Below are 22,701 nucleotides of genomic sequence, written 5' to 3' on the forward strand. Positions count from 1 at the left end.
AATCACAAAGGGAATTCCCACATGAATATTGAGTGGATCTGGGGGCTGTGCGGCGGTCTGGTGATCGGTCTGGCCGGGGCGGTCTACCTGCTGGGCAATGGCCGGATCATGGGCGCAAGCGGTATTCTGGGCGGCCTTGTCGATGGCAGTGCCAAGGGGAGCATGGCTGAAAAGCTGGCCTTTATTGCGGGGCTTGTCGGAATGCCCGTTCTTCTGCACCCGTTGATCGCGCCCGAGGCCCAGACGCATCTTACCAGCAATCTGGGCGTTGTCATTCTGGCCGGTCTGCTGGTCGGTATCGGCACACGGATCGCCAATGGCTGCACCTCGGGGCACGGGGTGTGCGGGATCTCTCGGTTCTCGCTGCGCGGCATCGTGGCCACCGTTTTCTATATCCTTGCCGGGGGCGTCACCCTTGTGTTGCTGCGTCATGTGATGGGAGTGATCTGATGCGTCTTATCATTGCGTTGATTGCCGGGTCACTGTTCGGCGCCGGGTTGCTGATTTCGGGCATGACAGACACCACAAAAGTTCAGGGCTGGCTGGATGTGTTTGGCAACTGGGACCCGACGCTGGCCTTTGTGATGGGCGGTGCCATTCTGCCGATGCTTGTGGCATGGCGGATGACAACAGGTCGCCAGAACGCCCTGACCGGCGGAGCCTTTCCACCCCCTGCCAAGCCCGAGGTTGATCGCAGGCTGATCGTGGGTTCGGTTCTGTTCGGGATGGGTTGGGGATTGGCCGGACTGTGCCCCGGACCGGCGATGGCCTCGCTGAGCTATGGCGGGCTGGGCGGGCTGGTCTTTCTGGTTGCAATGGCGGCCGGGATGTTCGTGGCACCACCGCTGGGCGCGCAACTGGACAGGGCGGCAAACGCGGCCTAAGGAATTGGCATGGAGATTCGTCAGATCACCCCCCGCTATGCTGTCTCGCCGCAGATCACGGTCGAGGATGTTCCGGCCATTGCCGAGGCTGGCTTTGCCAAGGTGATCTGCAACCGGCCCAATGCCGAAGTTCCCCCGGCCATGCAATCCGACGCGATCGGCGAAGCGGTGCGGGCTGCCGGTATGGAATACGAGGTGCTGGAGCTGACCCATCAGACGATGACGCCTGAGAACGTGAAGCGGCAGCGCGACATGGCGGAAAACGGCAGTGGTCCTGTACTGGCCTATTGCGCCTCAGGCACGCGGTGTTCGGTGGTTTGGGCGCTGGGCCAGTGCGACCACATGAGCACAGACGACATCCTGAGTGCGACCGGCAAAGCCGGGTATCAGCTGGACAATCTGCGCCCCATGCTGGACCAGATCCGCGGCACTAGCGGCTGAGCGTCACTCAGTATTGCTGCCAAGGTCCGTCGGCCCCAGCCCCGCAAGCTGCGTGATTTCCGCGACCATCCGTTCGGAATCGTTCACGATCAGATCGCTGTCTGTCAGATCTGACACCCCGGCCGGGACGGTCTGGGCGTGCGCATCATGCACAGTTGGTTCGACCGGATGACCCTGCGGTGGTGTTCCACTTTTGCTGGCGATGAAGTCCTGCGCGTCAGCGCCGGTCAGGGCTGGCAATGCAGCGGTTTCATTCAGCCGCACGGCGCGGAGACCACCGCATTGCCCAAGGCGACCGATACCTGCGCGTGTCCGGTCAATCGTCAGAACCTCGGTCCGGTCCAGACGCGCCCCGCGCAACGGCAGAATGTCCCCGATCCGCAGTCCGGACAGGTCGGACAGCGGCAACGACATGCGGCACAGCGCGGCAGTCAGTTCCGCCCGCATCACGCCCGAACACTGATCCATGCGCAGATCAGCCTTGTCCCCGTTATCTTCTGCTTCATCCGAGGTGGCGGGATGTTCAGGCAGAAAAACCGATATGCGGCCCTGCTGCTCTCCGTTCGCGAGATCGACGGTCAGTTCGAAAATGCGATACGCATCTTCCGTCATCGCCAGCGACAGGGTGCGCAAATCCTTGGCGCGCGAGGTAAATTCCAGCCCTTCAAGGCAAATCTGATCGCTTGAGGCGTCGAACAAAGCGGCGGAACCGGTCAACGCGGCTTCGATCAAGGGGGCCACGATGGCGGCGTCGGTATCAGTAAACGTGCGTGCGCCGGGATCACCGGACAGGACCTGACCAATGGTCTGGGCCTGAACAATGGCCGAGACCGCATTCGGGTTGAGACAGGTCGCGGCGCGGCCTTCGGGGCCGTCAAACACCAGCAGCAGCCAATCCTGCCCCGCCGCGTCCCCCGGCACCTCCTGCGACTGGTTGGATTGCTTTGCCCCGATAACCGCCAGCGGCAGGTTCAGCCGGTCGCCCGCAGCCCGTGCGAACCCAAGGCGCAGCGCCCGCAGAACCGAGCGCGGGCGATCCCCCAGATCCTTTTGCCCGACGGACAGTTTGCGCGCCAACGCGGCATTGACATCTTGTGACATGACGCCCGATCACCAATTGTTCCAGAACCTGGCAACCGGTTTACACCCTCGGGCGTTACCAAGTTCTTTATGGCCGCTTCACTGCGCCGCCTGCTGGTAGGCCTGTGGCAGGCTGATCCGGAAGGCCGCACCGCCCTGCCCCGGCAGATAGGTGATCTCACCCCCCAGCCGCTGCATGATTTCGCGGCAGATGGCCAGACCAAGCCCCGCTCCGCCAGCCTTGTCGCCGCCCACGCGGGCAAATTTCTCAAACACCATCGAGCGCGCGCCCGGTGGGATGCCACTGCCATTGTCGATGAAATCGACGATGACCCGCCCGCCGACATCATGGGCAGAGATGACCAGCACCGGATCGTCCGCGTCGCAGTATTTCTGCGCATTCGAGATCAGGTTGATGAACACCTGCCCCAACCGATCCAGATCCGTATGCAGGAAAATACGCTCGGCCGTGCGGGTCCGGCGGACGGTGATCTTTCGGTCCGCCCCGGCCAGAGCGCTGGGCACGGCGCGGTCCAGAACCGAGCGCAGGCTGTCATCGCTGAGATTGAGGCTGACCTGCCCGTTTTCAAGCACGCTCAGATCCAGCAGATCATCGAGCAGCCGGGTCAGGCGCAGGGCTTCGTCATGAATGATCGCGGCGTAGCGGGTCTGCTCCTGGCGGCTGAGGCCATCGGTGTCACGCATGATTTCCGAAAACGCCCGGATCGAGGTCATCGGCGTGCGCAATTCGTGACTGACCTGGCTCAGGAAGCTGTCCTTCTGTTCGGAAATCTGGGTGAGCTTGGCGTTAGCCTCGCGCAATTGCCGAGCGGTTCGGCTGAGTTCGGAGGACTTTTCCTCGAGCTGGCCGGAATATTCCAGCAGCTGCGCGGATTCGTCTGCCACGGCCAGCAGATCCTCGACCGAGACCGACGATCCGCCCACGATCTGGCCGATCATCGCATGGGCCATGGCCGCGCCGACCGAGCCGCTGAGCTCGCGTTCCAGACGGTTGAGAAAGCCCGGCGTCGGTTCCGGCAAGTGCGAACGGCCACCCTGTTTTTGCGCCTCGGCCTGAAAGAACTCCTGCGTGGGGCCGGTGCCCAGAATGCGCTGCGTCATGATCATCAGGTCTTCGCTTTGCGCCACCGACCCGGACCACCCGCGCGGCGCGACCGAGTGATCAAAGACGTTGACGAACTGTGCCCCCTGCAACCGTTCCAAGGGGCTGGGAAAGCTGAGCAGGGACGCGACGCAGAAGGCAAGCGTGTTCAGGGACAAAGACCACATCACCGTATGCACCATCGGATCGATCCCCTCGATCCCGAAGAGGGCATGAGGGCGCAGCCAGCCGAGGCCGAACAAGCCGTTTTGCAGCACGGATTCGGGCATCCACGCGCCGCCCATCCCCGGCAGCAGCAGTGTGTAAATCCACAGCACAAAGCCAACGGTCAGCCCGACCAGCGCCCCGGTCCGGGTTGCCCTGCGCCAGAACAGCCCCCCAACCAGCGCTGGCAGGATCTGCGAGATACCGGCAAAGGCGATCAACCCGATCGAGGCCAGCGCGGCACCGCCCCCGGACAGCCGGTAGTAGAAAAAGCCCAGCGCGATGATGGCGGCAATGGAAACACGGCGTGCCATCAGGACAATGTTGCGCACATCGCCCGATACCGAGCCGGTGCCTTCCTGCGTGTTCAGCCAGATGGGCATGACCACGTGGTTTGACACCATCGTCGACAGGGCCATCGCACTGACGATGACCATCGAGGTCGCCGAGGAAAACCCGCCGATGAAAGACAGCATTGCCAGCCAGTCATTGCCCTGAGACAGCGGCACGGTCAGCACGAAGAGGTCGGGGTTGGCGCCCTGGGGCAGCAGGTCGAGACCGACCACGGCGATGGGCACGACAAACAGGCTCATGAACAGCAGGTAAAGCGGAAAGGCCCAGGCAGCGGTTCTGAGATGGCCCTCGTCATCGTTTTCCACCACCATCACCTGAAACATCCGGGGCAGGCAGATAAAGGCGGCGGCGGACAAAAAGATAAACGTCGTCCAGCGCCCGGCATCGACGTTCCACTGGCCGATTTCCGAGGCGTCGATCCGGTCCATCATCGGGCCAATGCCGCCCGCGATCCCCCAAACCACGAAAACGCCCACGGCGATCAGCGCAAACAGTTTGACAACGGCCTCGACTGCGATGGCCGTGACCACACCGTGATGACGTTCGTTCACGTCCAGATTGCGGGTGCCGAACAGGATGGCAAACACGGCCAGTCCAGCCGCGACCCAGAACACGCTGGACCCTTCGCGATAGAGGCCTGACGGGTCAGCCTCGGCAAAGATCGAGAATGACAGGGTAATGGATTGCAGTTGCAGCGCGATATAGGGCGTGCCGCCGAGCACCGCCAGAATGGTCACGCAGACCGCCAGCGTGTTCGACTTGCCATACCGGGACGACAGCAGGTCGGCGATCGAGGTGACCCGCTGGCTGCGCCCGACGCGCACCAGCTTGCGCAGCCCCCACCACCAGCCGACCATCACCAGCGTCGGACCGAGGTAGATGGTGACAAATTCCAGCCCCGACCGCGCGGCGTTGCCCACCGCGCCATAAAATGTCCAGGCAGTGCAATAGATCGACAGGGACAACGTGTAGATCACAGGTGAACGCAGCCATTTGCCGCGCCCGGCCGCAGCCATGCGATCCGCGGCGAAGGCCACCGCGAACAGGAACACGACATAGGCAAGGCAAACCAGAATCAGAACGTTTATGGTGGCCATCACTCAGCGCCCGTGTCCGATCCCTCGCGCGCGGCCATGCGACGGGCGGCCAGCCCAAAGACAAACCCGGCCAGGATCAGCGCGCCCCAGCAGAGGAATATGTAATACATCGCCGAAGACAGGGGCACCGCCGCATCCCCGCCAGACGGGTCTGGCCACAGCAAAGGAAGCGCCAGCAGCGCCGCACCCAGAAAGGGCAAAATCCGGGCGGCATCCGTCAACCTGTGACGGCGATAGCTTTGACGTTCTAGAAAAAGCGAGGGGCGTGTGCCCGGTGGTTTGGTCTTGTTGCCCTCGCCGGACATCATAAGCGCGTCGCCTGCGCGTGAAGGTCACGCACGGCTGTCAGAACTTCGGCATTGGAAAACGGTTTGGTCATGAAGCGGCTGACGCCTGCGTTTTCGGCCATTTCCCGGTCGCGCGACTGACCCCGTGCGGTCAGCATCAGAACCGGCAAGCCTGCCAGTTCCTCCATTTTTCTGAGTTCCCGCAGGATATCCATACCGTTCTTGCCCGGCAGCATGACATCCAGAATGACCAGATCGGGCCGCGCCCCCTGGATCACCTGAACCGCATCCGTTCCGTCGCCATGCGTTTCGACCTGCCATCCCTCGCGCGACAGCAGGAACCGGATAGCCTCGGCGATGTTCGGTTCGTCCTCAATCAGCAGAACCTTTCGGCTCATATGTTCAGTTCCTCCCATAACCGGTCTTCCATCCCGAGACCGGTTCCCGCCAGATTAAGCGGTCTGTCATGAACGTGTCAAAAACCTTCGCTCAAAATCGACGGCTCGCGCCGGGCCTTGCAATCGCGGTTTGGGCAGACACGGCAATTTGGCCCGACCTGAGTGACCGGCACCCCGTCTGACGGGTCCCTGACCGGGCGCACCACCATGACCGAGCGATAGGCCGGGTCCTGATCGTATCCCGACACCGCATGCGGCCAGGCATAAGCGACGCAGTCGAACACGGCCGAGGACCTGCCGGTCAGGACGACCTGCTTGCGCACCGGCACCAGCGGACGGCTGAGGGCCGTGAACAGCGGCCAGAGCGGGCAGACATCCCCGTGTCGGGGCAAAGTAAACCCCTGAATCGGCTTGAGAAACAGGATGCTTCCGGACGCGTCGCACAGCACCATGCCAACCGATTGTGACAGGGTGCCATCCGGCAGAAAGGCCAGCCGCCGGAGGACAGTCGCAATGTCGACAGACAGCCGCTGCGCCAATTCAATTGGGTCCGGTTCACCCTGCTGAACAACCGCTTTGACAGCATCCGGTGGCAGGGCCTGCGCGTCTGCGCGATAGATTCTGAGAACTTCGCGCGCAACGGTGCGCGCCGCCGAGGTATTGAGCCCGCTCAGGTCAACCGCGTCCACATCGCCACCGTCTTCCAATTCGGAAATCGTATAGGCGCGGGCTTCAAAGAAGGCTTCGACCTCTTCCAGGGGAACGGCACGTGGATCAACCGCCGAGTCGCTCTCGTCGAGGAAGGTCACCAGTGCCTTGGAGCTGCCCGCCAGCCGTTCGGCATCCTGATGCAGGTTCTTGTGAAAACGCTCGCGCCATTCGGCCTCGATATCTTGGGTATCCGCAAGGATCGCGGCGGTCGAGCGTATCGCGGCGGCGGTTGACAGAACCTCGTGCATCGACGCGGCCAGTTGCGGGTCGTGCGTAAGGCGGTCGGACAGGGTTTCGACGTTCCGCTCCAAAGACACGACACGGCGATGCATTTGCGCCAGAACACCGGCCCAGCCGGGAAAGCGACCGGCGAATTCCTCGAGCCCGTCAACCTCGGCCTTCTGTCCGACCGCATCCTCGGCCGCCTCACGCAGGGCGGAAACCAGAGTTGCCTCGATCCCCTGTGTCAGGACCGAAGGTTCAACGCCCAGCGCCGCCGCGATATCGACCAGCAATTTGCCTCCGATCCTGCGGCGATTGTGTTCGATCAGGTTCAGATAAGACGCCGATACTCCGGCCTGCCGCGCCAGTTCCGCCTGCCGCAGCCCGGCAATCTGCCGTCTTTCGCGAATGCGACTGCCTGTCAACGTGTCGCGCATGCTTACTTTCCCTGAATTCAGACCCGTCGAAGTTCACGTTCGTTTTCAGATTATAGCATCTGTTTCCGCAGGTTAATCATTTCTTTTCAGCTGACATTTACAACTTTAACAACTTGGCGCAGACCACAGCATCGGTTTCGGGCGTCAATCTGGCGCAAGACATCGCATCCCCCTTCATTTCCGCGCGCTTTCCCGGCACCATACACGCATGAGCGACCCCGCCTTTGAATATGCGCCGATCGGGCTTGTTGAGCTGGAAAACCGGATCATCCGGCGCTGTAACCTGCAATTTGCCCGCACCTTTGGCGGAGAAGAAAACGACTATCGCAACATGCCGCTGTTGCACCTTTACCCTTCGGTCGCGGATTGGGAGAGGATCGGCGAACGCAGCCTGCAAGTGATGCGCGGCACCGGGTATTACACGGATGAGCGCGTCATGCGCCGCCGCAGCGGGGATCTGTTCTGGTGCCGCGCCCGGGGCCGGTCGCTGACGCCCGACGACCCGTTCCGCCACGGTATCTGGAGCTTTTCCGACATATCCGAGGAACGACCGCTGGTTGAGCTGACCATTCGTGAACGCGAAGTGGCCATCCTGTCCTGCCGTGGCCTGTCGGCCAAGGAAATCGGAGCAGAGCTGGGCCTGAGTTACCGCACAATCGAGGCTTACCGCGCCCGTTTGCTTGAAAAATTCGGCGCGCGAAAGCTGTCTGAACTGGTCGCCAAATTATCGGGGATGCCCCTGTGACCTGTCCGACCCTTTGAAATACGCGTGGAACGCATGACAGATGGTGCGAGTCGGCGCTTTTCATGCACCGCCGCTTAGCCTATAACCCTGCGTAATTTGATCAGAGCCCGCAAGAAACAGACGGGCCAAAGGGGAACCGTCGAGGATACTCATGACAGACACCAAACACGAAGCGGATGTGGCATTCATCAAGGCTCTGGCCGAGTTGCTGCGCGAAAACGATCTGACCGAATTGCAGGTCAAACGCGAATATGGCGAAGAAGACAGCCTGAACGTGCGCGTCAGCCGTATGACACAGACCGTGGCCGCTCCGGTTCAGGTGGCCGTCCCTGCGGCAACGCCCGCCCCCGTTGCGGCACCGGCTGCGGCCCCCGCGGCGGCCCCTGCTGCCGCCGAAGATCCGGCCAGCCATCCGGGCGCTGTCACCTCGCCCATGGTGGGCACGGTCTATATGCAGCCGGAACCCGGCGCGCCCGCTTTCATTTCCGTCGGCGCGACAGTGTCTGAAGGCGACACGCTGCTGATCGTCGAAGCGATGAAGACCATGAACCACATCCACGCCCCCAAATCGGGCACCATCAAGCGCGTGCTGGTGGGCGATGGCGACGCTGTTGAGTTCGGCACCCCTCTGGTCATCATCGAGTAAGGCGGGCCCATGTTCGACAAGATCCTGATTGCCAACCGAGGCGAGATCGCCCTGCGCGTCATCCGCGCCGCGCGCGAGATGGGGATAAAGACGGTTGCCGTCCACTCCACCGCCGACAGCGACGCGATGCATGTGCGCATGGCGGACGAATCGGTCTGCATCGGCCCCCCGCCCAGCCCGCAAAGCTATCTGTCGGTGCCTGCGATCATTTCGGCCTGTGAGATCACCGGCGCGCAGGCGATCCATCCCGGCTATGGCTTTTTGTCCGAAAACGCCGAGTTCGTGCAGATCGTCGAAGATCATGGCATCACGTTCATTGGCCCCACCGCGGAACATATCCGCGTCATGGGCGACAAGATCACCGCCAAGGACACGATGAAGGCGCTGGGTGTGCCTTGTGTTCCCGGTTCGGACGGTGGCGTTCCCACGCTGGCCGACGCCAAGCGCATCGGTGAGGAATTCGGCTATCCCGTCATCATCAAAGCCACAGCTGGCGGCGGTGGGCGCGGCATGAAAGTCGCGATGAACGCGAAAGAGATGGAAAGCGCCTTCATGACTGCGCGCGCCGAAGGCAAGGCCGCCTTTGGCAATGACGAGGTCTATATCGAGAAATATCTGACCACGCCGCGCCATATCGAGATTCAGGTCTTTGGCGACGGCAAGGGCAATGCGGTGCATCTGGGCGAACGTGACTGTTCGTTGCAGCGCCGTCACCAGAAGGTCTTTGAAGAGGCCCCCGGCCCCTGCATCACCGCCGAAGAGCGCGCCCGGATCGGCAAGATCTGCGCCGACGCGGTGGCCAAGATCAACTATATCGGCGCAGGCACCATCGAGTTCCTGTATGAAAAGGGCGAGTTCTATTTCATCGAGATGAACACTCGCCTTCAGGTGGAACACCCGGTCACCGAAGGGATCTTTGGCGTCGATCTGGTGCGCGAACAAATCCTTGTCGCAGCGGGTGAACCAATGTCATTCGGTCAGGACGATCTGAAGATCAACGGTCACGCCATCGAGGTTCGGATCAACGCAGAAAAGCTGCCGAATTTTTCGCCCTGCCCTGGCAAGATCACGGCCTATCACGCGCCGGGCGGTCTGGGCGTGCGGATGGATTCGGCGCTTTATGACGGCTATTCGATCCCGCCCTATTACGACTCGCTGATTGGCAAGCTGATCGTGCAGGGCCGCGACCGGGCCGAGGCGCTGGCGCGTCTGCAACGCGCGTTGGGCGAGTTGATCGTCGACGGTATCGACACCACCGTGCCCCTGTTCCACGCCCTGTTGCAGGAGCCCGATCTGCACAGCGGCGAGTACAACATCCACTGGCTGGAGCGCTGGCTTGCGGAGAACATGGAAAAATAAGGGCCAAGTGCCAGAGGGCCCGCGCCCTCTGGTCGCCCTATCACCGGCATGAGCCTGACCCCAGAACTGCTGCTGCACGGGTATTCCATCGGCATTTTCCCGATGGCCGAACACCGCGACGATCCTGAACTGTTCTGGGTTGATCCCAAGTTTCGCGGGATATTTCCGCTGGACGGGTTCCACATCTCGCGCAGCCTTGCGCGCCGCATCCGGAACTGCGGGTTCGAGATTTCAATCAATCGGGATTTCTCCGGCGTTGTTGATGGGTGCGCTGACCGGTCCGACACCTGGATCAACGCGGAACTGCACGCCCTTTATCGCCAGCTGCATCAATCCGGCCATGCGCATTCACTGGAAGTCTGGGACGGAGCGGCGCTGGTGGGCGGCGTTTATGGCGTGACGCTGGGGGCCGCGTTCTTTGGCGAAAGCATGTTTTCGCGCCGCACGGATGCCTCGAAAATCGCGCTCGCCTATCTTGTGGACCGGTTGCGGCAAACCGGCTTTCACCTGTTTGACACGCAGTTCCTGACCGCGCATCTGGCATCCCTTGGGGCGATCGAAATCCCGCGTGGGGCTTACAAGAAAGAACTGGAAGAAGCCCTGAACCAGAGCGCCGATTTTGCTGCGCCGATCACTCAGTCCGCAGAAGGCGTGATACAACGGATGACCCAAACGTCATACCGCGCGTGATCCAGCGCATTCAGCGCCGGAGAGGTCGCGATCATCCAGCCATCAAATAGCTGATCCGCTTTGCCCATTTCCCAAATGGTCAGATAGGCGAAGGCATCGCCTGTCGGGTTATCCACCGGATACCGGCAATCCCCCAGCGCCACATCCAGCCCGAACACAGCTTCGGTTTGACCTGTCTGCAATTCGATATCAACCGTCTGGCCACTGACTTTGTCGAGCCCGCGCAGCATGGCGCCGGGGCCAGAGTTGACTTTCTGCTGCGCGACGGCGCCGGTTCCAGCCAGCAACAGGGCAATCAGGGCGGCGCGCATCATTCGCTGCCATCTCCGGCTACGAACTTGACCAGCAGCGAAATCAGGCTGACCGCACCCTGGGTATCCTGAATCTCGTCTCCAGGTTCAAAAAAGAAGGGCGAACCGCCAGGCATGACTTCGACAAAGTTCCCACCCAACAGCCCTTCGGACGAGATCACGATGGCGCTGTCATCGGGTACAAGAACGCCTTCGGCAACAGAGAAAGTCGTGTCGGCACGATAGGTGTCCGGGTTCAGCTTGACCCCGGTAACGGTGCCGATTTTCACACCGGCAAGACGGACATCCGTGCCGACGCCAACCCCTTCCAGCGACCGGAACGAGGCGCCCAGCTCATAGCCCGCAGCACCTTGCGACAGGCCGGTCGATTGGCTGGCATAAACACCAAAAGCAAGGGCACCGGCCAATACGACGCCTCCGACAACAACTTCGGTCCAGTTATGGGTCGACATCTTCGCCTCGTTTATTCCGGGCTCCAGGCCTCGTAATCCCTGCGCTCAACCGGCTGGGCCCGCCGAAGCGACCCGGCAGGTGCATAAGCCAGTGCCGTACCTGTCAGGTTCTCCTGATGCGGTTTTTCCCAGGCTTTGTGCGGCAGCGGTTTGTCGGTCGGGGGTTCGTCCCAGGTGCGGTGCAACCAGCCGTGCCATTCCGGGTCAACCCGGCTGGCTTCGGCCTCGCCATTGAAAATCACCCAGCGCCTGCTGTCGTCGGCGGTGCGATAAAACACATTGCCTTCATTGTCTTCGCCCACTTTCACACCCTTGCGCGCCGTATAGAGCTGCGTGTTCAGTGTTGACCCGTTCCACCAGGTCACGGCTCGTAAAAGACTGTTCAGGATTCCCATCGGCTGCCTCCGGCATTTCGGTCGAGAGAAGGTATGGACCAAAGGCTCGCCAAGGTCCAGTGCCCCTTGGGCTTCCAGCGTCACTGCGGCAGGAAGGCGGTCACTTCGATCTCGATCCGGTACTTCGGATCAATCAAACCGCATTCGATCATCGTCGCAGCCGGTGGGTTGGCGCCAAACGTCTCGGCCAGAACCGGCCAGCACGGCGCGAATTCATTGCGGTCCGGCAACATGTAGGTGACCCGAACCACATCTTCAAAACCCGCGCCCGCCTCAGCCAGCACCTTGCCGATGATGTCCAGCGCAGACCGGCATTGCGCCACCACGTCCTCGCCCTGCCCGACGGTCCCGGCGACATGAACCCAGCCGCCCGCAACCACTGCGCGGCAATAGCCGACTTTCGCCTCAAACTCACCGCCCGAAGAAATGCGCTTCACCGTCATAATCCGTCACCTTTGTCGTTCGAAAACTACTAAGCTCCCGCTGCCTGACCGCACCGACCCTGATGTGCGAGCGGCGGATCCCCAGCTTCATCTGGCTATAAATATCCCGGGGAGATGCCCGAAGGGCAGCGGGGGCAGAGCCCCCTGAACCGGTTCAACTGAAGTCCCACCGTCGCGGTAAAAAGCCCGGCCTCAACCCGCCGAGGCCGATTCCTTGGCCGCATCGGCATAGATGAACAGCGGCTGCGCGTCGGACATTACCGCCTCTTCGTTCACCACAACCTCGCTGACGTTTTTCATGCCCGGCAGTTCGAACATGGTGTCCAGCAGGATATCCTCGAGAATAGACCGCAAACCACGTGCACCGGTTTTGCGCTCGATGGCTTTCTTGGCAATTGCCTTCAGCGCGTCATCGGTAAAGCCCAGCTCAACATCTTCCAGCTCGAACAGGCGCTGGTATTGCTTGACCAGGGCGTTCTTTGGCTTGGTCAGGATGGTGACCAGTGCTTCCTCGTCCAGATCCTCCAGCGTTGCCAGAACCGGCAGACGACCGACGAATTCCGGGATCAGGCCAAATTTCAGCAGGTCCTCGGGTTCCAGATCTTTGAAGATCTCGCCTACGCCGCGCTCGTCATTGTCGCGCACATCGGCGCCAAAACCCATGGCCGAGCCCTTGCCGCGTTGCGCAATGATCCTGTCCAGACCCGCAAAAGCGCCGCCACAGATGAACAGGATGTTCGTGGTGTCCACCTGCAGGAATTCCTGCTGCGGGTGTTTGCGGCCGCCCTGCGGCGGAACGCTGGCCACGGTGCCTTCCATCAGTTTCAGCAGCGCCTGCTGTACGCCTTCACCGGACACGTCGCGTGTGATCGACGGGTTCTCGGATTTGCGGGTGATCTTGTCGACCTCGTCGATATAGACGATGCCGCGCTGCGCGCGTTCGACATTGTATTCGCTGGCCTGCAAAAGCTTGAGAATGATGTTTTCAACATCCTCGCCCACGTAACCGGCTTCGGTCAGCGTGGTGGCATCGGCCATGGTAAAGGGAACATCCAGTATCCGGGCCAGCGTCTGCGCAAGCAGCGTCTTGCCACAGCCGGTGGGGCCGATCAGCAGAATATTGGATTTCGCCAGTTCTATATCATTGCCTGCTTTCTGGGCGTGGTTCAGACGTTTGTAGTGGTTGTGGACCGCGACCGACAGGACGCGTTTTGCGGTGGCTTGACCGATCACATAATCGTCCAGCACCTCACAGATATCCTTGGGCGTCGGAACGCCGTCCGAAGATTTCAGCCCGCTGGCCTTGGTCTCTTCGCGGATGATGTCCATGCAAAGTTCGACACATTCATCACAGATGAAAACGGTCGGGCCTGCGATCAGCTTGCGCACCTCATGCTGGCTTTTGCCGCAGAAGCTGCAGTAGAGCGTGTTTTTCCCGTCACCGCCTGAATTCGTCGCCATGATCTACCTTTCGGGCCTCATCCCAGCACCCCCGGCGGGAATGCGTTTTCGCCTGTTTGTGCAGCTTAGGCCAGCGCTTTGGCCGCTACAATCTCAAAATGGTTCCTGCACCGGTGGTGCAGGCTCCGAAACTCAGACCTCATCCGCGTCCATTTTTGCGCGGTTTTCCACGATTTCGTCGATGTGGCCCCATTCCTTGGCCTCTTCCGGGCTCATGAAATTGTCACGGTCCAGCGCTTTTTCAACCGCCTTTTTTGTCTGCCCGGTATGACGCACATAGATATCATAAAGGCGATCCTTGAGTTTTTGCGTCTCGGCCGCGTGGATCATGATATCGCTGGCCTGACCCTGATATCCGCCGCTGGGCTGGTGCACCATGATCCGGCTGTTGGGCAGCGAAAAGCGCATCCCTTTCTCGCCGCCGGCCAGCAGAACCGATCCCATCGAGGCCGCCTGACCGATCACCAACGTGGAACATTTCGGCTTGATATACTGCATTGTATCGTAAATCGACAAACCGCTGGTCACCACGCCACCGGGCGAGTTGATGTAGATCGAGATTTCCTTGTTGGGGTTTTCCGCTTCAAGGTGCAGCAGCTGCGCCACGACCAGATGGCTCATGCCATCGTGAATCGGGCCGTTGATGAAGATGATCCGCTCTTTCAGCAGGCGGGAGAAAATATCATACGCGCGCTCGCCCCGGCTGGTCTGTTCAACGACCATGGGGACAAGCGTATTCATGTAGGTATCTACGGGATCGAACATTCGTAACCTGCCTGTTTTGCTGTGGATCGGGACATTATCCCAACAAGTGTTACCTGAGTCTTAGTGTTGGCTCCGGGGGGCTGCAAGGGGGTGTCGGTGAGAACGCGGAATGAATGTGGACCGCCGTCAATAGGATTGTCACACCTGCCGCTGTTCCGCAGCAGCACCCTATCCGTGATTACGCCCTGCCAAATGGGCTGCGGGGAAAACGGCTGCGGGTTCCCCTTTTTTCATCACGGTTTTTTGATTCATACATATAGCAATAATTGATCGAAACATGTACTGAGGTGGCTCGCAGGCGACGAGCTTTACGTAACGGAAACTATGCCCGGTCAACGGGTTCACAAGGAACACATTCGATGGCACTTCCACAGCTGTCCCAGGACATGCCGCAACACGACCTGGATCGTATGGTCGATAACGCGACACGCGCGTCCAACTTCCTCAAGGCAATCAGTCACGAAGGCCGGCTGATGATCCTGTGCCACCTGGTGTCCGGTGAGAAATCTGTCACCGAACTGGAGGAACTGCTGTCCGCCAGACAAGCCGCTGTTTCGCAACAGCTTTCCCGCCTGCGTCTGGAGGGGCTAGTGATACCGCGCAGAGAGGGCAAAACCATCTTTTACCGGTTGGCCGATGATCGCCCGCGCCGGATGCTTGAGGTGGTGTACGAGCTGTTCTGCGGTGACGACAGAGGCTAGCTCTGGCTTGGTGTCGAGAAAGGTGCTACCGAATCCGTATCGAGCACTGAGGAGACACACATGATCCGCGTAATTCTGATTGGCCTGAGCCTGTTTGCACTGACCGCCTGCGAAACCGCCAAAGGCGCGGGCAAAGATATCGAAAAGGCCGGGGATGCAATCCAGAACGCAGCTTCGGACGTGCAGGAAAGCCTGTAAGCGCGCTTATCTTGCGGGCGAGCCGGACATTAACGCAATATATGGTTGAAGATTGCGCCCACACGCAGTAGTCTAGCCCTACAGGTGCATAGACGCGGCATTGCATATCTGACACTAAATCGGGGCTCTTTCGCGCACGCAGAAGAGCCCCGTTCCCGTTCGGCAGGGGTGAGTGGTAGCCTGTATGAAACCGAATTTCGGCAAAGGAAAAGGCGTCAGGTGCGCAGACGCGGTCTTTGCATGTACCCTTTCGGATACGCCCTGACGCCTTACCGGGTCGACGTACCCCGAGGAGCACTCCGATCCAGTCGCCCCAGCCCCCTGAGAGACTGCAGCCGCCGCTTTGTCCCCTAAGGTCCATCGCGACATGCATTGGCCGTCTGAGAAGATGGCCACCCGACCTGGGTCTACGACCCATTTCCGGCTGATCACCTACCGGTAAGCCCTTGCAGCTAAACGCAAATCCTAAGATCCGCCCTTCTCTGCTCAGGCCCCCTTGGCCTTTGCGCCCCGCCCCGGTTCCGAAGACCCTGTGCGGTGAGATGACTGTTGCACCACGCCCTGCATCCGACAAGAAAATAGCACTGCAGCATGAAAATTAGACGGGGATAAGATGTTGATATCCGGCGGGAGAGTTTTGTGGATAACCCGAGAATCCCCGATCCCGCGAAGGGTTGAGGGCGGAAAAAACCGGACGTGACCCCGGCACCCGAAATTCCTGCGATGCTGCGGGTGCAAAACGCTCCGTGCGGACCGTTAGGCCGAAATTGTGCGATTTGTACAACGCTCGGACCCCCAATCTTACGAATCGTACAGACGGAGATTCGCCGATGCGCTGCACCATTTCCTACGCCCGCGCCCATCTGGGGCCGCTGATCACCCGCGCCCAGGACCCGCGCGAGGTGATCATCCTGACCCGGCACGGCAAGCCGCTGGCCGCGCTGGTCTCGATGACCGAGGCCAACCGGATCTGGCAGTTGCAGGATGACGAGGAGATCGGATGGAAACACCCGCTGTCGGGGCTGCGCGGGATGTGGTCAAAAGGGCGCAACATCCCCGGCATGGAACCGGGACCGGACGGCCGCTATGTCACCGCGCGCGAGGCCGCGCTGAAGGTCCGCGAGATCCAGATGACCCGCGCCGAGGAACGCCGCATTCTTGCGCGGGGCGGTCTGGATCCTGTCGCAGGCGGTGAACTGGCCGCCCGGCCTGTCTCCTCACTCTGGAGACGCTGGTTCCGTTTCTGAGAAGCGTTCCGGCCCGGCGGTGGTACCAACACCCCCTCCGCCGCAATCCGTGAGCAACGGCGGCTTATACCCCTTAACAACCCGACCGGGCCGGAAACGCTTCAGTTCACCTGACGTTCCAGAACGGTGCTGTAAGTCGTTCCGTTCCGCAGGCTACGGAAGTCGGCATAGATCTTGCCGTCCGCGTACCGCGCATCAATCAGCGCATTGGCCCCGATCAGCAGAGGGGCGGTTTCGACCATACCGATTTTGCCTGACTCATCGAGGCTGATGGTTCCGGTGGCCTCGTTTTCATACCATTCGGTATCGCCATCGCGGCGCCATTTGCTGGGCCCCCAGAACACATTGCCATCCTGCACCTGGACATCGAGCATCCATTCGGCCTGATTGATCCGGGGTTGATCGCCTTTGTGATAATGGCTGGGTTGAACAGTGGTATAGCTACCCGTCCATGTGCCCCGCAGATCGGGCATGGTATCGGCCAGCGCGGCCGTTCCAAGGGCGAGGGTCGTGGCCAAAGCGGCTGCTCCGGCAGTCATGTATCTGGTCATAGGCTCTCTCCTTTTGAGTTCACGGCCGTTGCTGGCCTGCTGAACAGATTGGGAGGGCGAGAGGCTGTTACAACTTACCTAAGGGAAACTTCATTAAGGGTTTATGCGCGGGAAAGGTGGGCAAGAAGAAAACCCCACCCTGCCCGGTATTGCGCATTGCGTTTTTCCTTCCAACACCGCGCGCCACAACTTAAACAGGGATTTCAAATAACTGCCCTCATCCGGGGGCGTCCGATCCAACTTGAAAAGCCCCAGACAGAACATGCGATTTCCAAAACGACAACATCGAGAGTTCAAGAGCACTGTGCGCAGGTTCCGCAACGAGTTTTCGCTGTTCGTGCTGGAACAAAGCCGCGGACAGGTGCTGTGCGGGCCGATGAAAGGGTTTCGCTTTGTCGAAAACGCGTTCTGGGGCGGGCATTCGGATACGGCCACGAAAATCTTTGGCCTGTATGAGCAGCAGAACCTGAAGGTGCTGAGCAACTCGGACAAGCCGGTGCTGGTGGATATCGGGGCGGCGGACGGCTTTTGGGGCGTCGGGCTGGTGGCCGCCGGGCAGTTCGAAAAAAGCGTGTGCTTTGAGGTTTCGGCAAAAGGCCGGGATGTGATCCGGGAAACGGCGGAACATAACGGCGTGGGCGACCGCGTGGCGGTGTTTGGGGATGCGCTGACGGACACGGTTGAAAACATCGCAAGCGTGGCCCCTGACCCGGCGGACATTTTCTTTCTGATCGATATCGAGGGTGTCGAATTCAGCCTGTTGACCGAAGATTTTCTGACGCATTTCCGCAGATCGGAATTCCTGATCGAACTGCACCCCCAGATGGTGGAGGATGGCGATGCGAAACTGAAAGCGATCGAAGCGTTCTGCGCCGGGTATTTTGATGTCGCCTATGTGGACGGAAGCGTGCGCGACACGTCCGAGATGGATGAGATTATCCGGTTGGGGGATGATTTCAAATGGCCGATCCTGTCCGAAGGTCGCGGTTTTCCGATGCAATGGTTGCATCTGGTGCCGCGCGGGTGAGGTGTGGGTCAGACGGTTGATCCGCAGACCCGAGGGCCGCAAACGGCCAGAACCCCAATGGCGCAAGCGCAGATACCAACCCCACCCCGTAGGGCGGGCTTCAGCCCGCCACCGGATACAGCCTGTCCATGCACGGTGGTTTGGGGTCGGGGAAATGGGGGAGTTGTGGATTGGCGGGCTGAAGCCCGCCCTACGGCATATCAAACCCGGTTGGGCGACAGAACAGAGGGCAGCGCCGGCCCGAGGGGGTGAGGCCCGTCTAGGAAACGGTCCAGTGGACCGTTTCAGGGCCGAACGGGCGGAGCCCCGGGGCGCAAACGCTTTTGCAACGGCTGATCAGCAGAACAGAGGGGCGCGACCGACCCGAGGGGAGGCGCAAACGCGCCGCCCCATGGGGGCGGGTCGGCGCGGCCCGGCGGTGCCGCCGGGCGGGTGGGTTGAGAAACTGGAAACGTGAAACGACGTAAGTTCTATACTTCTTCAACTGCCCCGGCCATCGATTCTACATATAGTGGCAGCACATCACAATTTATCGACATACAGAAAAATTGGGGGTTTCCTGTGGAGGAATCTGTTGACAACCCCCCTATATTGGGGCAAAACATGTTCCAAACGGCACATCTAGGGCGAATACACCGCCAATGGTGATGTTTCTGTTTTTGTTATCTTGCATATTGTAGTGTGTCGAGCCATGCTGATGTATGAGCTACAAACGAATCGCGCCGCCAAGGTGGTCAGACCAAGACGGCGCTTCGTTGTAGTACCGCACCAACCTTGGGGGGTTGCCGCGGTCAGTTTGCAACGCGTGAATCCTGACGGATTCACAAAAAACAGTCAAGGCGCCCCTCGTTGAAACATTGAACGAGGCAGCATTATGCCAAACTACTACGTTAACCAAAACCCACAGCCTGACGGCTATCACGAAGTGCACGTTGATGATGGAACGTGCACACACCCTCCTCTTCTCGCAAATCGCATACCACTTGGGTGGCATTCGACTTGCCAAAGCGCAGTGGCTGCTGCGAGGCAACAATACTTCCTGTCGGATGGTTGTGCTTATTGCGTACCATACTGTCACACTCGATAGGGAGCATGATATGGCTACTAACCCACCATCAGGTGATGGACGTCGAAACGGAATGGTCAAAGGCCGTTCGCAAACCAAGACTCCATCCGGTCACTACGTGAAACGCGACACATCAACTGGTCGCTTCATGGATGTCAAAACTTCCGACAAGAAGCCCTTCAAGGGTGTTCGAAAGGAAAAATAGTAGGTTGAGCGACTGCGGTCGCTCTCCCAACCCACCGTGTGGGCACGCAGGTTGGCTACGCCAACCGCTTTCGCCCACCGTCACTAAAAATGGACAGCCTTAGCTGTCCATTTTTAGTGCTGAAATAAACGCCTCCTGCGGGATATCGACCTTCCCGAACTGGCGCATCTTTTTCTTACCCGCCTTCTGCTTGTCCAGCAGTTTGCGTTTCCGCGTGGCGTCGCCGCCGTAGCATTTGGCGGTCACGTCCTTGCGCAGGGCGGACAGGGTCTCGCGGGCGATGACCTTGCCTCCGATGGCGGCCTGAATCGGGATTTTGAACATGTGGCGCGGGATCAGGTCCTTGAGCTTTTCGCACATCGCGCGGCCCCGCATCTCGGCCCGGTCGCGGTGAACCATGGTCGACAGCGCATCGACCGGTTCGTCATTCACAAGGATCGACATCTTGACCAGCGCGTCCTGCCGGTAGCCGGTCATCTGGTAGTCGAAGCTGGCATAGCCCTTGGTCACCGATTTCAGGCGGTCGTAGAAGTCAAAGACAACTTCGTTCAGGGGCAGGTCATAGACGACCATGGCGCGCTGGCCCGCATAGGTCAGGTCCATCTGGATGCCGCGGCGGTCCTGGCAGAGTTTCAGCACGTCGCCGAGATATTCGTCGGGCACCAGAATGGTCGCCTTGATGCGCGGTTCCTCAAGGTGGTCGACCTTGGACAGGTCGGGCATGTCGGCGGGGTTGTGCAGCTCGATCATCTCACCGTCTTTCATGTAGACGTGATAGATCACGCTGGGCGCGGTGGTGATGAGGTCGATATCGTATTCACGCTCGATCCGGTCGCGGATGACCTCGAGGTGCAGCAGGCCAAGGAAGCCGCAGCGGAAGCCAAAGCCAAGCGCGGCCGAGGTTTCCATCTCATACGAGAATGAGGCGTCGTTCAGCGCCAGCTTCTCGATCGCGTCGCGCAGGTCTTCGAATTCGGCGGAATCCACCGGGAAGAGGCCACAGAACACCACCGGCTGTGCGGGTTTGAAGCCCGGCAGTGCGACTTCGGTGCCGTTGCGGTCATTGGTGATGGTGTCGCCGACGCGGGTGTCGCGGACCTGCTTGATCGAGGCGGTGAGAAATCCGATCTCACCCGGGCCGAGGCTGTCGATCATCTGCATTTGCGGGCGGAAGACGCCGACGCGGTCGACATGGTGCAAGGTGCCGTTCGACATGAACTTGACCCGCATCCCCTTTTTCAGCGTGCCGTCCATGATGCGGACCAGAACGATGACGCCCAGGTAGGCGTCGTACCACGAATCCACCAGCATCGCCTTGAGCGGCGCGTCCAGAGTGCCCTGTGGCGCGGGCAATTTGTGCACGATCGCTTCCAGCGTCTCGTGGATGCCCTGCCCGGTCTTGGCGCTGACCTGAATGGCGTCGCTTGCGTCGATGCCGATCACGTCCTCGATCTGTTCGGCCACGCGGTCACAATCGGAGGCGGGCAAGTCGATCTTGTTCAGCACCGGCACGATCTCATGGTCGGCATCGATGGCTTGATAGACATTGGCCAGCGTCTGCGCCTCAACCCCCTGGGTACTGTCCACAACCAGCAGCGAGCCTTCGACCGCGCGCATCGACCGGCTGACCTCATAGGCGAAATCCACGTGGCCGGGGGTGTCGATCAGGTTCAGCACATATGTCTCGCCATTATCGGCGGTATAGTCGATGCGAACGGTGTTGGCCTTGATGGTGATGCCACGCTCGCGCTCGATATCCATGCTGTCGAGCAGCTGTTCCTTCATGTCACGATCCTGCACTGTCCCGGTCTCTTGAATGAGCCGGTCAGCAAGGGTGGATTTGCCATGGTCGATATGCGCGACGATGGAGAAATTGCGGATATGAGCGAGGTCTGTCATGTTCCGCGTATTAGCGGGTTTTTTAAGGCGGTCAAGGTGGAGAACGACAGCAACCTGAACCTGAGCAAAGAAACAATTGAGGCATGGCAGCTGAACGCCAGCGAATCCGTATTGCGCGATGTACTGCGCCGAAATGCCGTGAGATCAGTACCAGCCGCGACCAGTATTGCCACCCGACTGGCGGACAAAAAAAATGTGCAACGCTTACGCGCTTTCCTATGCGCCTATCTCAACCTGCTTGTCAGTGCCGTCGGAGCCCCGGAAGCACACGCACTCGTTCCCCTGAAGCCGCGGCGCGACGAATTTGATCGTGTCGCCAAAGAAGAATCCGGCGAGTTCGACTTTCGGTTCGGAGTATTGCGGGAAACGGTCTCGGGGCTGACAGGCGAACGTGAACTAAATTCCTGCAGCCGAGCGTCCATCAACAGGCTGAACAGTTATTTTCGAGGGGCCGCCGGTGCAGATGGCGAATTACGAGGAGACGCTACACGTCTGCTTCATCGCGCGGTCAAGGACGATTTCTCTGCCGAAGACCCTTTCGTCTTGAAATTGTGGTCTGAAGAAAACCCATTTGCATCATGGCGTGCCAATCGATTGATGACGATCATCACTCATGAGTTTGGCACTGATTGGTTTCGGGAATGGTACTCGGGGTTCCTTGTTGGTCGCCCGTTGGATTGGGATCAACAACTCCGGGTGGCACAAATCGACGACGCCGTGTGGAACATTGGTCCAAGAGCGGTGGCGGATGCAATTGAACGCATTCGTGCTCGATTTCAGGTCGAGAAAGCCTTGGCGGACCTGGGTAGAAGCTTGACAGTCCAAACCTCAGCACGCCACGGCATCGGGGGGAACAACCCTCCTGAGAGCATCGAAGATGAACGTTTGTCCGGCGCGATAACCTTGATCTGGGAAGCGACCGAAGAACTCTCGACGGCTTTGGAAGAGGAACGCCCTGCTCGCGAGCGGATTGAAGCAATTCTGGGCAAGTTCAAATCTGGATTGGCAGGATTTCTCAAATGGTGTGCAGGCAAAGGCGATCTTGCGGTCGATACTTTGATCAAGTGGGGAATTCCTGCGACAGGAGCAGGGTATGCTGCAAAGTATCCAGAGAAAATTGAAGCGTTGATCAAAGCCATCGAAGACTGGCTGCCGTTCCTGTCCTGACCGGTGCCGGGCTGAAGCCCGGCCTACGGGGGTGGTGGGGATGTATCGTTTCCGGATCGTGCAATCACTTTTTCGCAACGTATGATTGATCCGCGGGCCCGTTTGATTCATACTCCGCCGCAGACCGAGAGGGGC

At 60.0% G+C, this 22,701-nt stretch carries 25 protein-coding genes; 12 read left to right on the plus strand and 13 right to left on the minus strand.

The genetic code is table 11. The features are described 5' to 3' along the window. Positions 1-21: 21 nt before the first annotated feature. The 3 genes from I9182_RS09830 to I9182_RS09840 are packed head-to-tail and all read left to right on the plus strand — an operon-like array spanning position 22 to position 1,325. The gene (locus I9182_RS09830) at positions 22-450 is read left to right on the plus strand and encodes a YeeE/YedE thiosulfate transporter family protein (protein ID WP_209505772.1); all 429 of its coding nucleotides are present in this window, start codon (positions 22-24) and stop codon (positions 448-450) included. Next, entirely contained in the window at positions 450-884 is a 435-nt protein-coding gene (locus tag I9182_RS09835; RefSeq protein WP_209505770.1) for a DUF6691 family protein, read from the plus strand. The genes I9182_RS09830 and I9182_RS09835 overlap by 1 nt, the downstream gene beginning before the upstream one ends. Before the next feature lie 9 nt (positions 885-893). Further along, a complete protein-coding gene (locus tag I9182_RS09840; RefSeq protein ID WP_209598123.1) occupies positions 894-1,325 on the plus strand; it encodes a TIGR01244 family sulfur transferase in 432 nt (143 codons plus the stop codon). A 3-nt stretch (positions 1,326-1,328) separates the two neighbouring features. Here the strand turns inward: I9182_RS09840 and I9182_RS09845 are convergent, their stop codons facing one another. The 5 genes from I9182_RS09845 to I9182_RS09865 all read right to left on the minus strand — a co-directional run bounded on the left by I9182_RS09845 (position 1,329) and on the right by I9182_RS09865 (position 7,238). Further along, positions 1,329-2,426, minus strand: a complete 1,098-nt coding sequence (locus tag I9182_RS09845; RefSeq protein ID WP_209598124.1) for a FliM/FliN family flagellar motor C-terminal domain-containing protein — start codon at positions 2,424-2,426, stop codon at positions 1,329-1,331. 78 nt (positions 2,427-2,504) lie between these two features. Next, complete coding sequence (locus I9182_RS09850) at positions 2,505-5,183, minus strand: sensor histidine kinase (protein ID WP_209505764.1); 2,679 nt, start codon at positions 5,181-5,183, stop codon at positions 2,505-2,507. After that, entirely contained in the window at positions 5,183-5,491 is a 309-nt protein-coding gene (locus tag I9182_RS09855) for a hypothetical protein (protein ID WP_209505761.1), read from the minus strand. The genes I9182_RS09850 and I9182_RS09855 overlap by 1 nt, the downstream gene beginning before the upstream one ends. Continuing rightward, entirely contained in the window at positions 5,488-5,868 is a 381-nt protein-coding gene (locus I9182_RS09860; protein ID WP_209505759.1) for a response regulator, read from the minus strand. The genes I9182_RS09855 and I9182_RS09860 overlap by 4 nt, the downstream gene beginning before the upstream one ends. Positions 5,869-5,945: 77 nt before the next feature. After that, the gene (locus tag I9182_RS09865) at positions 5,946-7,238 is read right to left on the minus strand and encodes a helix-turn-helix transcriptional regulator (RefSeq protein WP_209598125.1); all 1,293 of its coding nucleotides are present in this window, start codon (positions 7,236-7,238) and stop codon (positions 5,946-5,948) included. Positions 7,239-7,446: 208 nt separating this feature from the next. Here I9182_RS09865 and I9182_RS09870 point away from each other — a divergent pair, with 208 nt between their 5' ends. From I9182_RS09870 to aat, 4 genes are all read left to right on the plus strand, one after another. Beyond that, a complete protein-coding gene (locus tag I9182_RS09870; RefSeq protein WP_209505755.1) occupies positions 7,447-7,983 on the plus strand; it encodes a helix-turn-helix transcriptional regulator in 537 nt (178 codons plus the stop codon). Between the two features lie 151 nt (positions 7,984-8,134). Beyond that, positions 8,135-8,629: an acetyl-CoA carboxylase biotin carboxyl carrier protein gene (gene accB, locus I9182_RS09875; protein WP_209598126.1), complete on the plus strand. Its 495-nt coding sequence runs from the start codon at positions 8,135-8,137 to the stop codon at positions 8,627-8,629. Between the two features lie 9 nt (positions 8,630-8,638). Next, on the plus strand, positions 8,639-9,988 hold the full coding sequence (gene accC, locus I9182_RS09880) for an acetyl-CoA carboxylase biotin carboxylase subunit (protein WP_209505751.1): 1,350 nt from the start codon (positions 8,639-8,641) through the stop codon (positions 9,986-9,988). A 48-nt stretch (positions 9,989-10,036) separates the two neighbouring features. Then, positions 10,037-10,678: a leucyl/phenylalanyl-tRNA--protein transferase gene (gene aat, locus I9182_RS09885; protein ID WP_245222579.1), complete on the plus strand. Its 642-nt coding sequence runs from the start codon at positions 10,037-10,039 to the stop codon at positions 10,676-10,678. Here aat and I9182_RS09890 read toward each other — a convergent pair. From I9182_RS09890 to I9182_RS09915, 6 genes are all read right to left on the minus strand, one after another. After that, on the minus strand, positions 10,624-10,992 hold the full coding sequence (locus I9182_RS09890; protein WP_209598127.1) for a DUF2155 domain-containing protein: 369 nt from the start codon (positions 10,990-10,992) through the stop codon (positions 10,624-10,626). The genes aat and I9182_RS09890 overlap by 55 nt on opposite strands. Beyond that, positions 10,989-11,441, minus strand: a complete 453-nt coding sequence (gene mlaD, locus I9182_RS09895; RefSeq protein WP_209505747.1) for an outer membrane lipid asymmetry maintenance protein MlaD — start codon at positions 11,439-11,441, stop codon at positions 10,989-10,991. The genes I9182_RS09890 and mlaD overlap by 4 nt, the downstream gene beginning before the upstream one ends. A gap of 11 nt (positions 11,442-11,452) precedes the next feature. Continuing rightward, positions 11,453-11,836 (minus strand): NADH:ubiquinone oxidoreductase subunit NDUFA12, encoded by a 384-nt coding sequence (locus tag I9182_RS09900; protein WP_209505745.1) that lies wholly within the window; start codon positions 11,834-11,836, stop codon positions 11,453-11,455. 80 nt (positions 11,837-11,916) lie between these two features. After that, positions 11,917-12,279, minus strand: a complete 363-nt coding sequence (locus tag I9182_RS09905; protein WP_209598128.1) for a RidA family protein — start codon at positions 12,277-12,279, stop codon at positions 11,917-11,919. Between the two features lie 192 nt (positions 12,280-12,471). After that, on the minus strand, positions 12,472-13,740 hold the full coding sequence (gene clpX / locus I9182_RS09910; protein WP_209505741.1) for an ATP-dependent Clp protease ATP-binding subunit ClpX: 1,269 nt from the start codon (positions 13,738-13,740) through the stop codon (positions 12,472-12,474). A 132-nt stretch (positions 13,741-13,872) separates the two neighbouring features. After that, positions 13,873-14,505: an ATP-dependent Clp protease proteolytic subunit gene (locus tag I9182_RS09915; protein WP_209505739.1), complete on the minus strand. Its 633-nt coding sequence runs from the start codon at positions 14,503-14,505 to the stop codon at positions 13,873-13,875. A 359-nt stretch (positions 14,506-14,864) separates the two neighbouring features. On the opposite strand from I9182_RS09915, the gene I9182_RS09920 reads away from it, so the two are divergent. The 3 genes from I9182_RS09920 to I9182_RS09930 all read left to right on the plus strand — a co-directional run bounded on the left by I9182_RS09920 (position 14,865) and on the right by I9182_RS09930 (position 16,651). Further along, on the plus strand, positions 14,865-15,206 hold the full coding sequence (locus I9182_RS09920; RefSeq protein WP_209505737.1) for a metalloregulator ArsR/SmtB family transcription factor: 342 nt from the start codon (positions 14,865-14,867) through the stop codon (positions 15,204-15,206). 60 nt (positions 15,207-15,266) lie between these two features. Continuing rightward, positions 15,267-15,404 (plus strand): entericidin A/B family lipoprotein, encoded by a 138-nt coding sequence (locus I9182_RS09925; protein ID WP_209505735.1) that lies wholly within the window; start codon positions 15,267-15,269, stop codon positions 15,402-15,404. An 830-nt stretch (positions 15,405-16,234) separates the two neighbouring features. Then, positions 16,235-16,651 carry a type II toxin-antitoxin system Phd/YefM family antitoxin gene (locus tag I9182_RS09930; RefSeq protein ID WP_209598129.1) on the plus strand — a complete coding sequence of 139 codons (417 nt, stop codon included), beginning with the start codon at positions 16,235-16,237 and terminating at the stop codon, positions 16,649-16,651. A gap of 101 nt (positions 16,652-16,752) precedes the next feature. Here I9182_RS09930 and I9182_RS09935 read toward each other — a convergent pair whose 3' ends face one another. Next, entirely contained in the window at positions 16,753-17,202 is a 450-nt protein-coding gene (locus I9182_RS09935; protein WP_209598130.1) for a hypothetical protein, read from the minus strand. A gap of 304 nt (positions 17,203-17,506) precedes the next feature. Between I9182_RS09935 and I9182_RS09940 the strand changes: the two genes are divergently transcribed. Next, positions 17,507-18,229, plus strand: coding sequence for a hypothetical protein (locus tag I9182_RS09940; RefSeq protein WP_209598131.1), 723 nt, complete (start codon positions 17,507-17,509; stop codon positions 18,227-18,229). 1,370 nt (positions 18,230-19,599) lie between these two features. On the opposite strand, the gene lepA is transcribed toward I9182_RS09940, so the two are convergent. After that, positions 19,600-21,399: a translation elongation factor 4 gene (lepA, locus tag I9182_RS09945; protein ID WP_209598132.1), complete on the minus strand. Its 1,800-nt coding sequence runs from the start codon at positions 21,397-21,399 to the stop codon at positions 19,600-19,602. On the opposite strand from lepA, the gene I9182_RS09950 reads away from it, so the two are divergent. Beyond that, the gene (locus I9182_RS09950; RefSeq protein WP_209598133.1) at positions 21,346-22,566 is read left to right on the plus strand and encodes a hypothetical protein; all 1,221 of its coding nucleotides are present in this window, start codon (positions 21,346-21,348) and stop codon (positions 22,564-22,566) included. The two genes, lepA and I9182_RS09950, sit on opposite strands and share 54 nt — an antisense overlap. Positions 22,567-22,701: the final 135 nt, after the last annotated feature.

Origin of the sequence: Ruegeria sp. HKCCSP351 (genome assembly GCF_017872535.1) — a bacterium.
GTDB lineage: Bacteria > Pseudomonadota > Alphaproteobacteria > Rhodobacterales > Rhodobacteraceae > Ruegeria.

What these genes read in the sequence shown, in the direction of transcription:
- I9182_RS09935 (WP_209598130.1), bottom strand. Translation starts at nt 17,202, where the DNA reads ATGACCAGATACATGACTGCCGGAGCAGCCGCTTTGGCCACGACCCTC.
- I9182_RS09950 (WP_209598133.1), top strand. Translation starts at nt 21,346, where the DNA reads ATGGTCGATATGCGCGACGATGGAGAAATTGCGGATATGAGCGAGGTC.
- accC (WP_209505751.1), top strand. Translation starts at nt 8,639, where the DNA reads ATGTTCGACAAGATCCTGATTGCCAACCGAGGCGAGATCGCCCTGCGC.
- I9182_RS09915 (WP_209505739.1), bottom strand. Translation starts at nt 14,505, where the DNA reads ATGTTCGATCCCGTAGATACCTACATGAATACGCTTGTCCCCATGGTC.
- I9182_RS09840 (WP_209598123.1), top strand. Translation starts at nt 894, where the DNA reads ATGGAGATTCGTCAGATCACCCCCCGCTATGCTGTCTCGCCGCAGATC.
- lepA (WP_209598132.1), bottom strand. Translation starts at nt 21,399, where the DNA reads ATGACAGACCTCGCTCATATCCGCAATTTCTCCATCGTCGCGCATATC.
- accB (WP_209598126.1), top strand. Translation starts at nt 8,135, where the DNA reads ATGACAGACACCAAACACGAAGCGGATGTGGCATTCATCAAGGCTCTG.
- I9182_RS09860 (WP_209505759.1), bottom strand. Translation starts at nt 5,868, where the DNA reads ATGAGCCGAAAGGTTCTGCTGATTGAGGACGAACCGAACATCGCCGAG.
- I9182_RS09830 (WP_209505772.1), top strand. Translation starts at nt 22, where the DNA reads ATGAATATTGAGTGGATCTGGGGGCTGTGCGGCGGTCTGGTGATCGGT.
- mlaD (WP_209505747.1), bottom strand. Translation starts at nt 11,441, where the DNA reads ATGTCGACCCATAACTGGACCGAAGTTGTTGTCGGAGGCGTCGTATTG.
- I9182_RS09870 (WP_209505755.1), top strand. Translation starts at nt 7,447, where the DNA reads ATGAGCGACCCCGCCTTTGAATATGCGCCGATCGGGCTTGTTGAGCTG.
- I9182_RS09905 (WP_209598128.1), bottom strand. Translation starts at nt 12,279, where the DNA reads ATGACGGTGAAGCGCATTTCTTCGGGCGGTGAGTTTGAGGCGAAAGTC.
- I9182_RS09920 (WP_209505737.1), top strand. Translation starts at nt 14,865, where the DNA reads ATGGCACTTCCACAGCTGTCCCAGGACATGCCGCAACACGACCTGGAT.
- clpX (WP_209505741.1), bottom strand. Translation starts at nt 13,740, where the DNA reads ATGGCGACGAATTCAGGCGGTGACGGGAAAAACACGCTCTACTGCAGC.
- I9182_RS09925 (WP_209505735.1), top strand. Translation starts at nt 15,267, where the DNA reads ATGATCCGCGTAATTCTGATTGGCCTGAGCCTGTTTGCACTGACCGCC.
- aat (WP_245222579.1), top strand. Translation starts at nt 10,037, where the DNA reads ATGAGCCTGACCCCAGAACTGCTGCTGCACGGGTATTCCATCGGCATT.
- I9182_RS09845 (WP_209598124.1), bottom strand. Translation starts at nt 2,426, where the DNA reads ATGTCACAAGATGTCAATGCCGCGTTGGCGCGCAAACTGTCCGTCGGG.
- I9182_RS09850 (WP_209505764.1), bottom strand. Translation starts at nt 5,183, where the DNA reads ATGGCCACCATAAACGTTCTGATTCTGGTTTGCCTTGCCTATGTCGTG.
- I9182_RS09930 (WP_209598129.1), top strand. Translation starts at nt 16,235, where the DNA reads ATGCGCTGCACCATTTCCTACGCCCGCGCCCATCTGGGGCCGCTGATC.
- I9182_RS09835 (WP_209505770.1), top strand. Translation starts at nt 450, where the DNA reads ATGCGTCTTATCATTGCGTTGATTGCCGGGTCACTGTTCGGCGCCGGG.
- I9182_RS09865 (WP_209598125.1), bottom strand. Translation starts at nt 7,238, where the DNA reads ATGCGCGACACGTTGACAGGCAGTCGCATTCGCGAAAGACGGCAGATT.
- I9182_RS09900 (WP_209505745.1), bottom strand. Translation starts at nt 11,836, where the DNA reads ATGGGAATCCTGAACAGTCTTTTACGAGCCGTGACCTGGTGGAACGGG.
- I9182_RS09855 (WP_209505761.1), bottom strand. Translation starts at nt 5,491, where the DNA reads ATGATGTCCGGCGAGGGCAACAAGACCAAACCACCGGGCACACGCCCC.
- I9182_RS09890 (WP_209598127.1), bottom strand. Translation starts at nt 10,992, where the DNA reads ATGATGCGCGCCGCCCTGATTGCCCTGTTGCTGGCTGGAACCGGCGCC.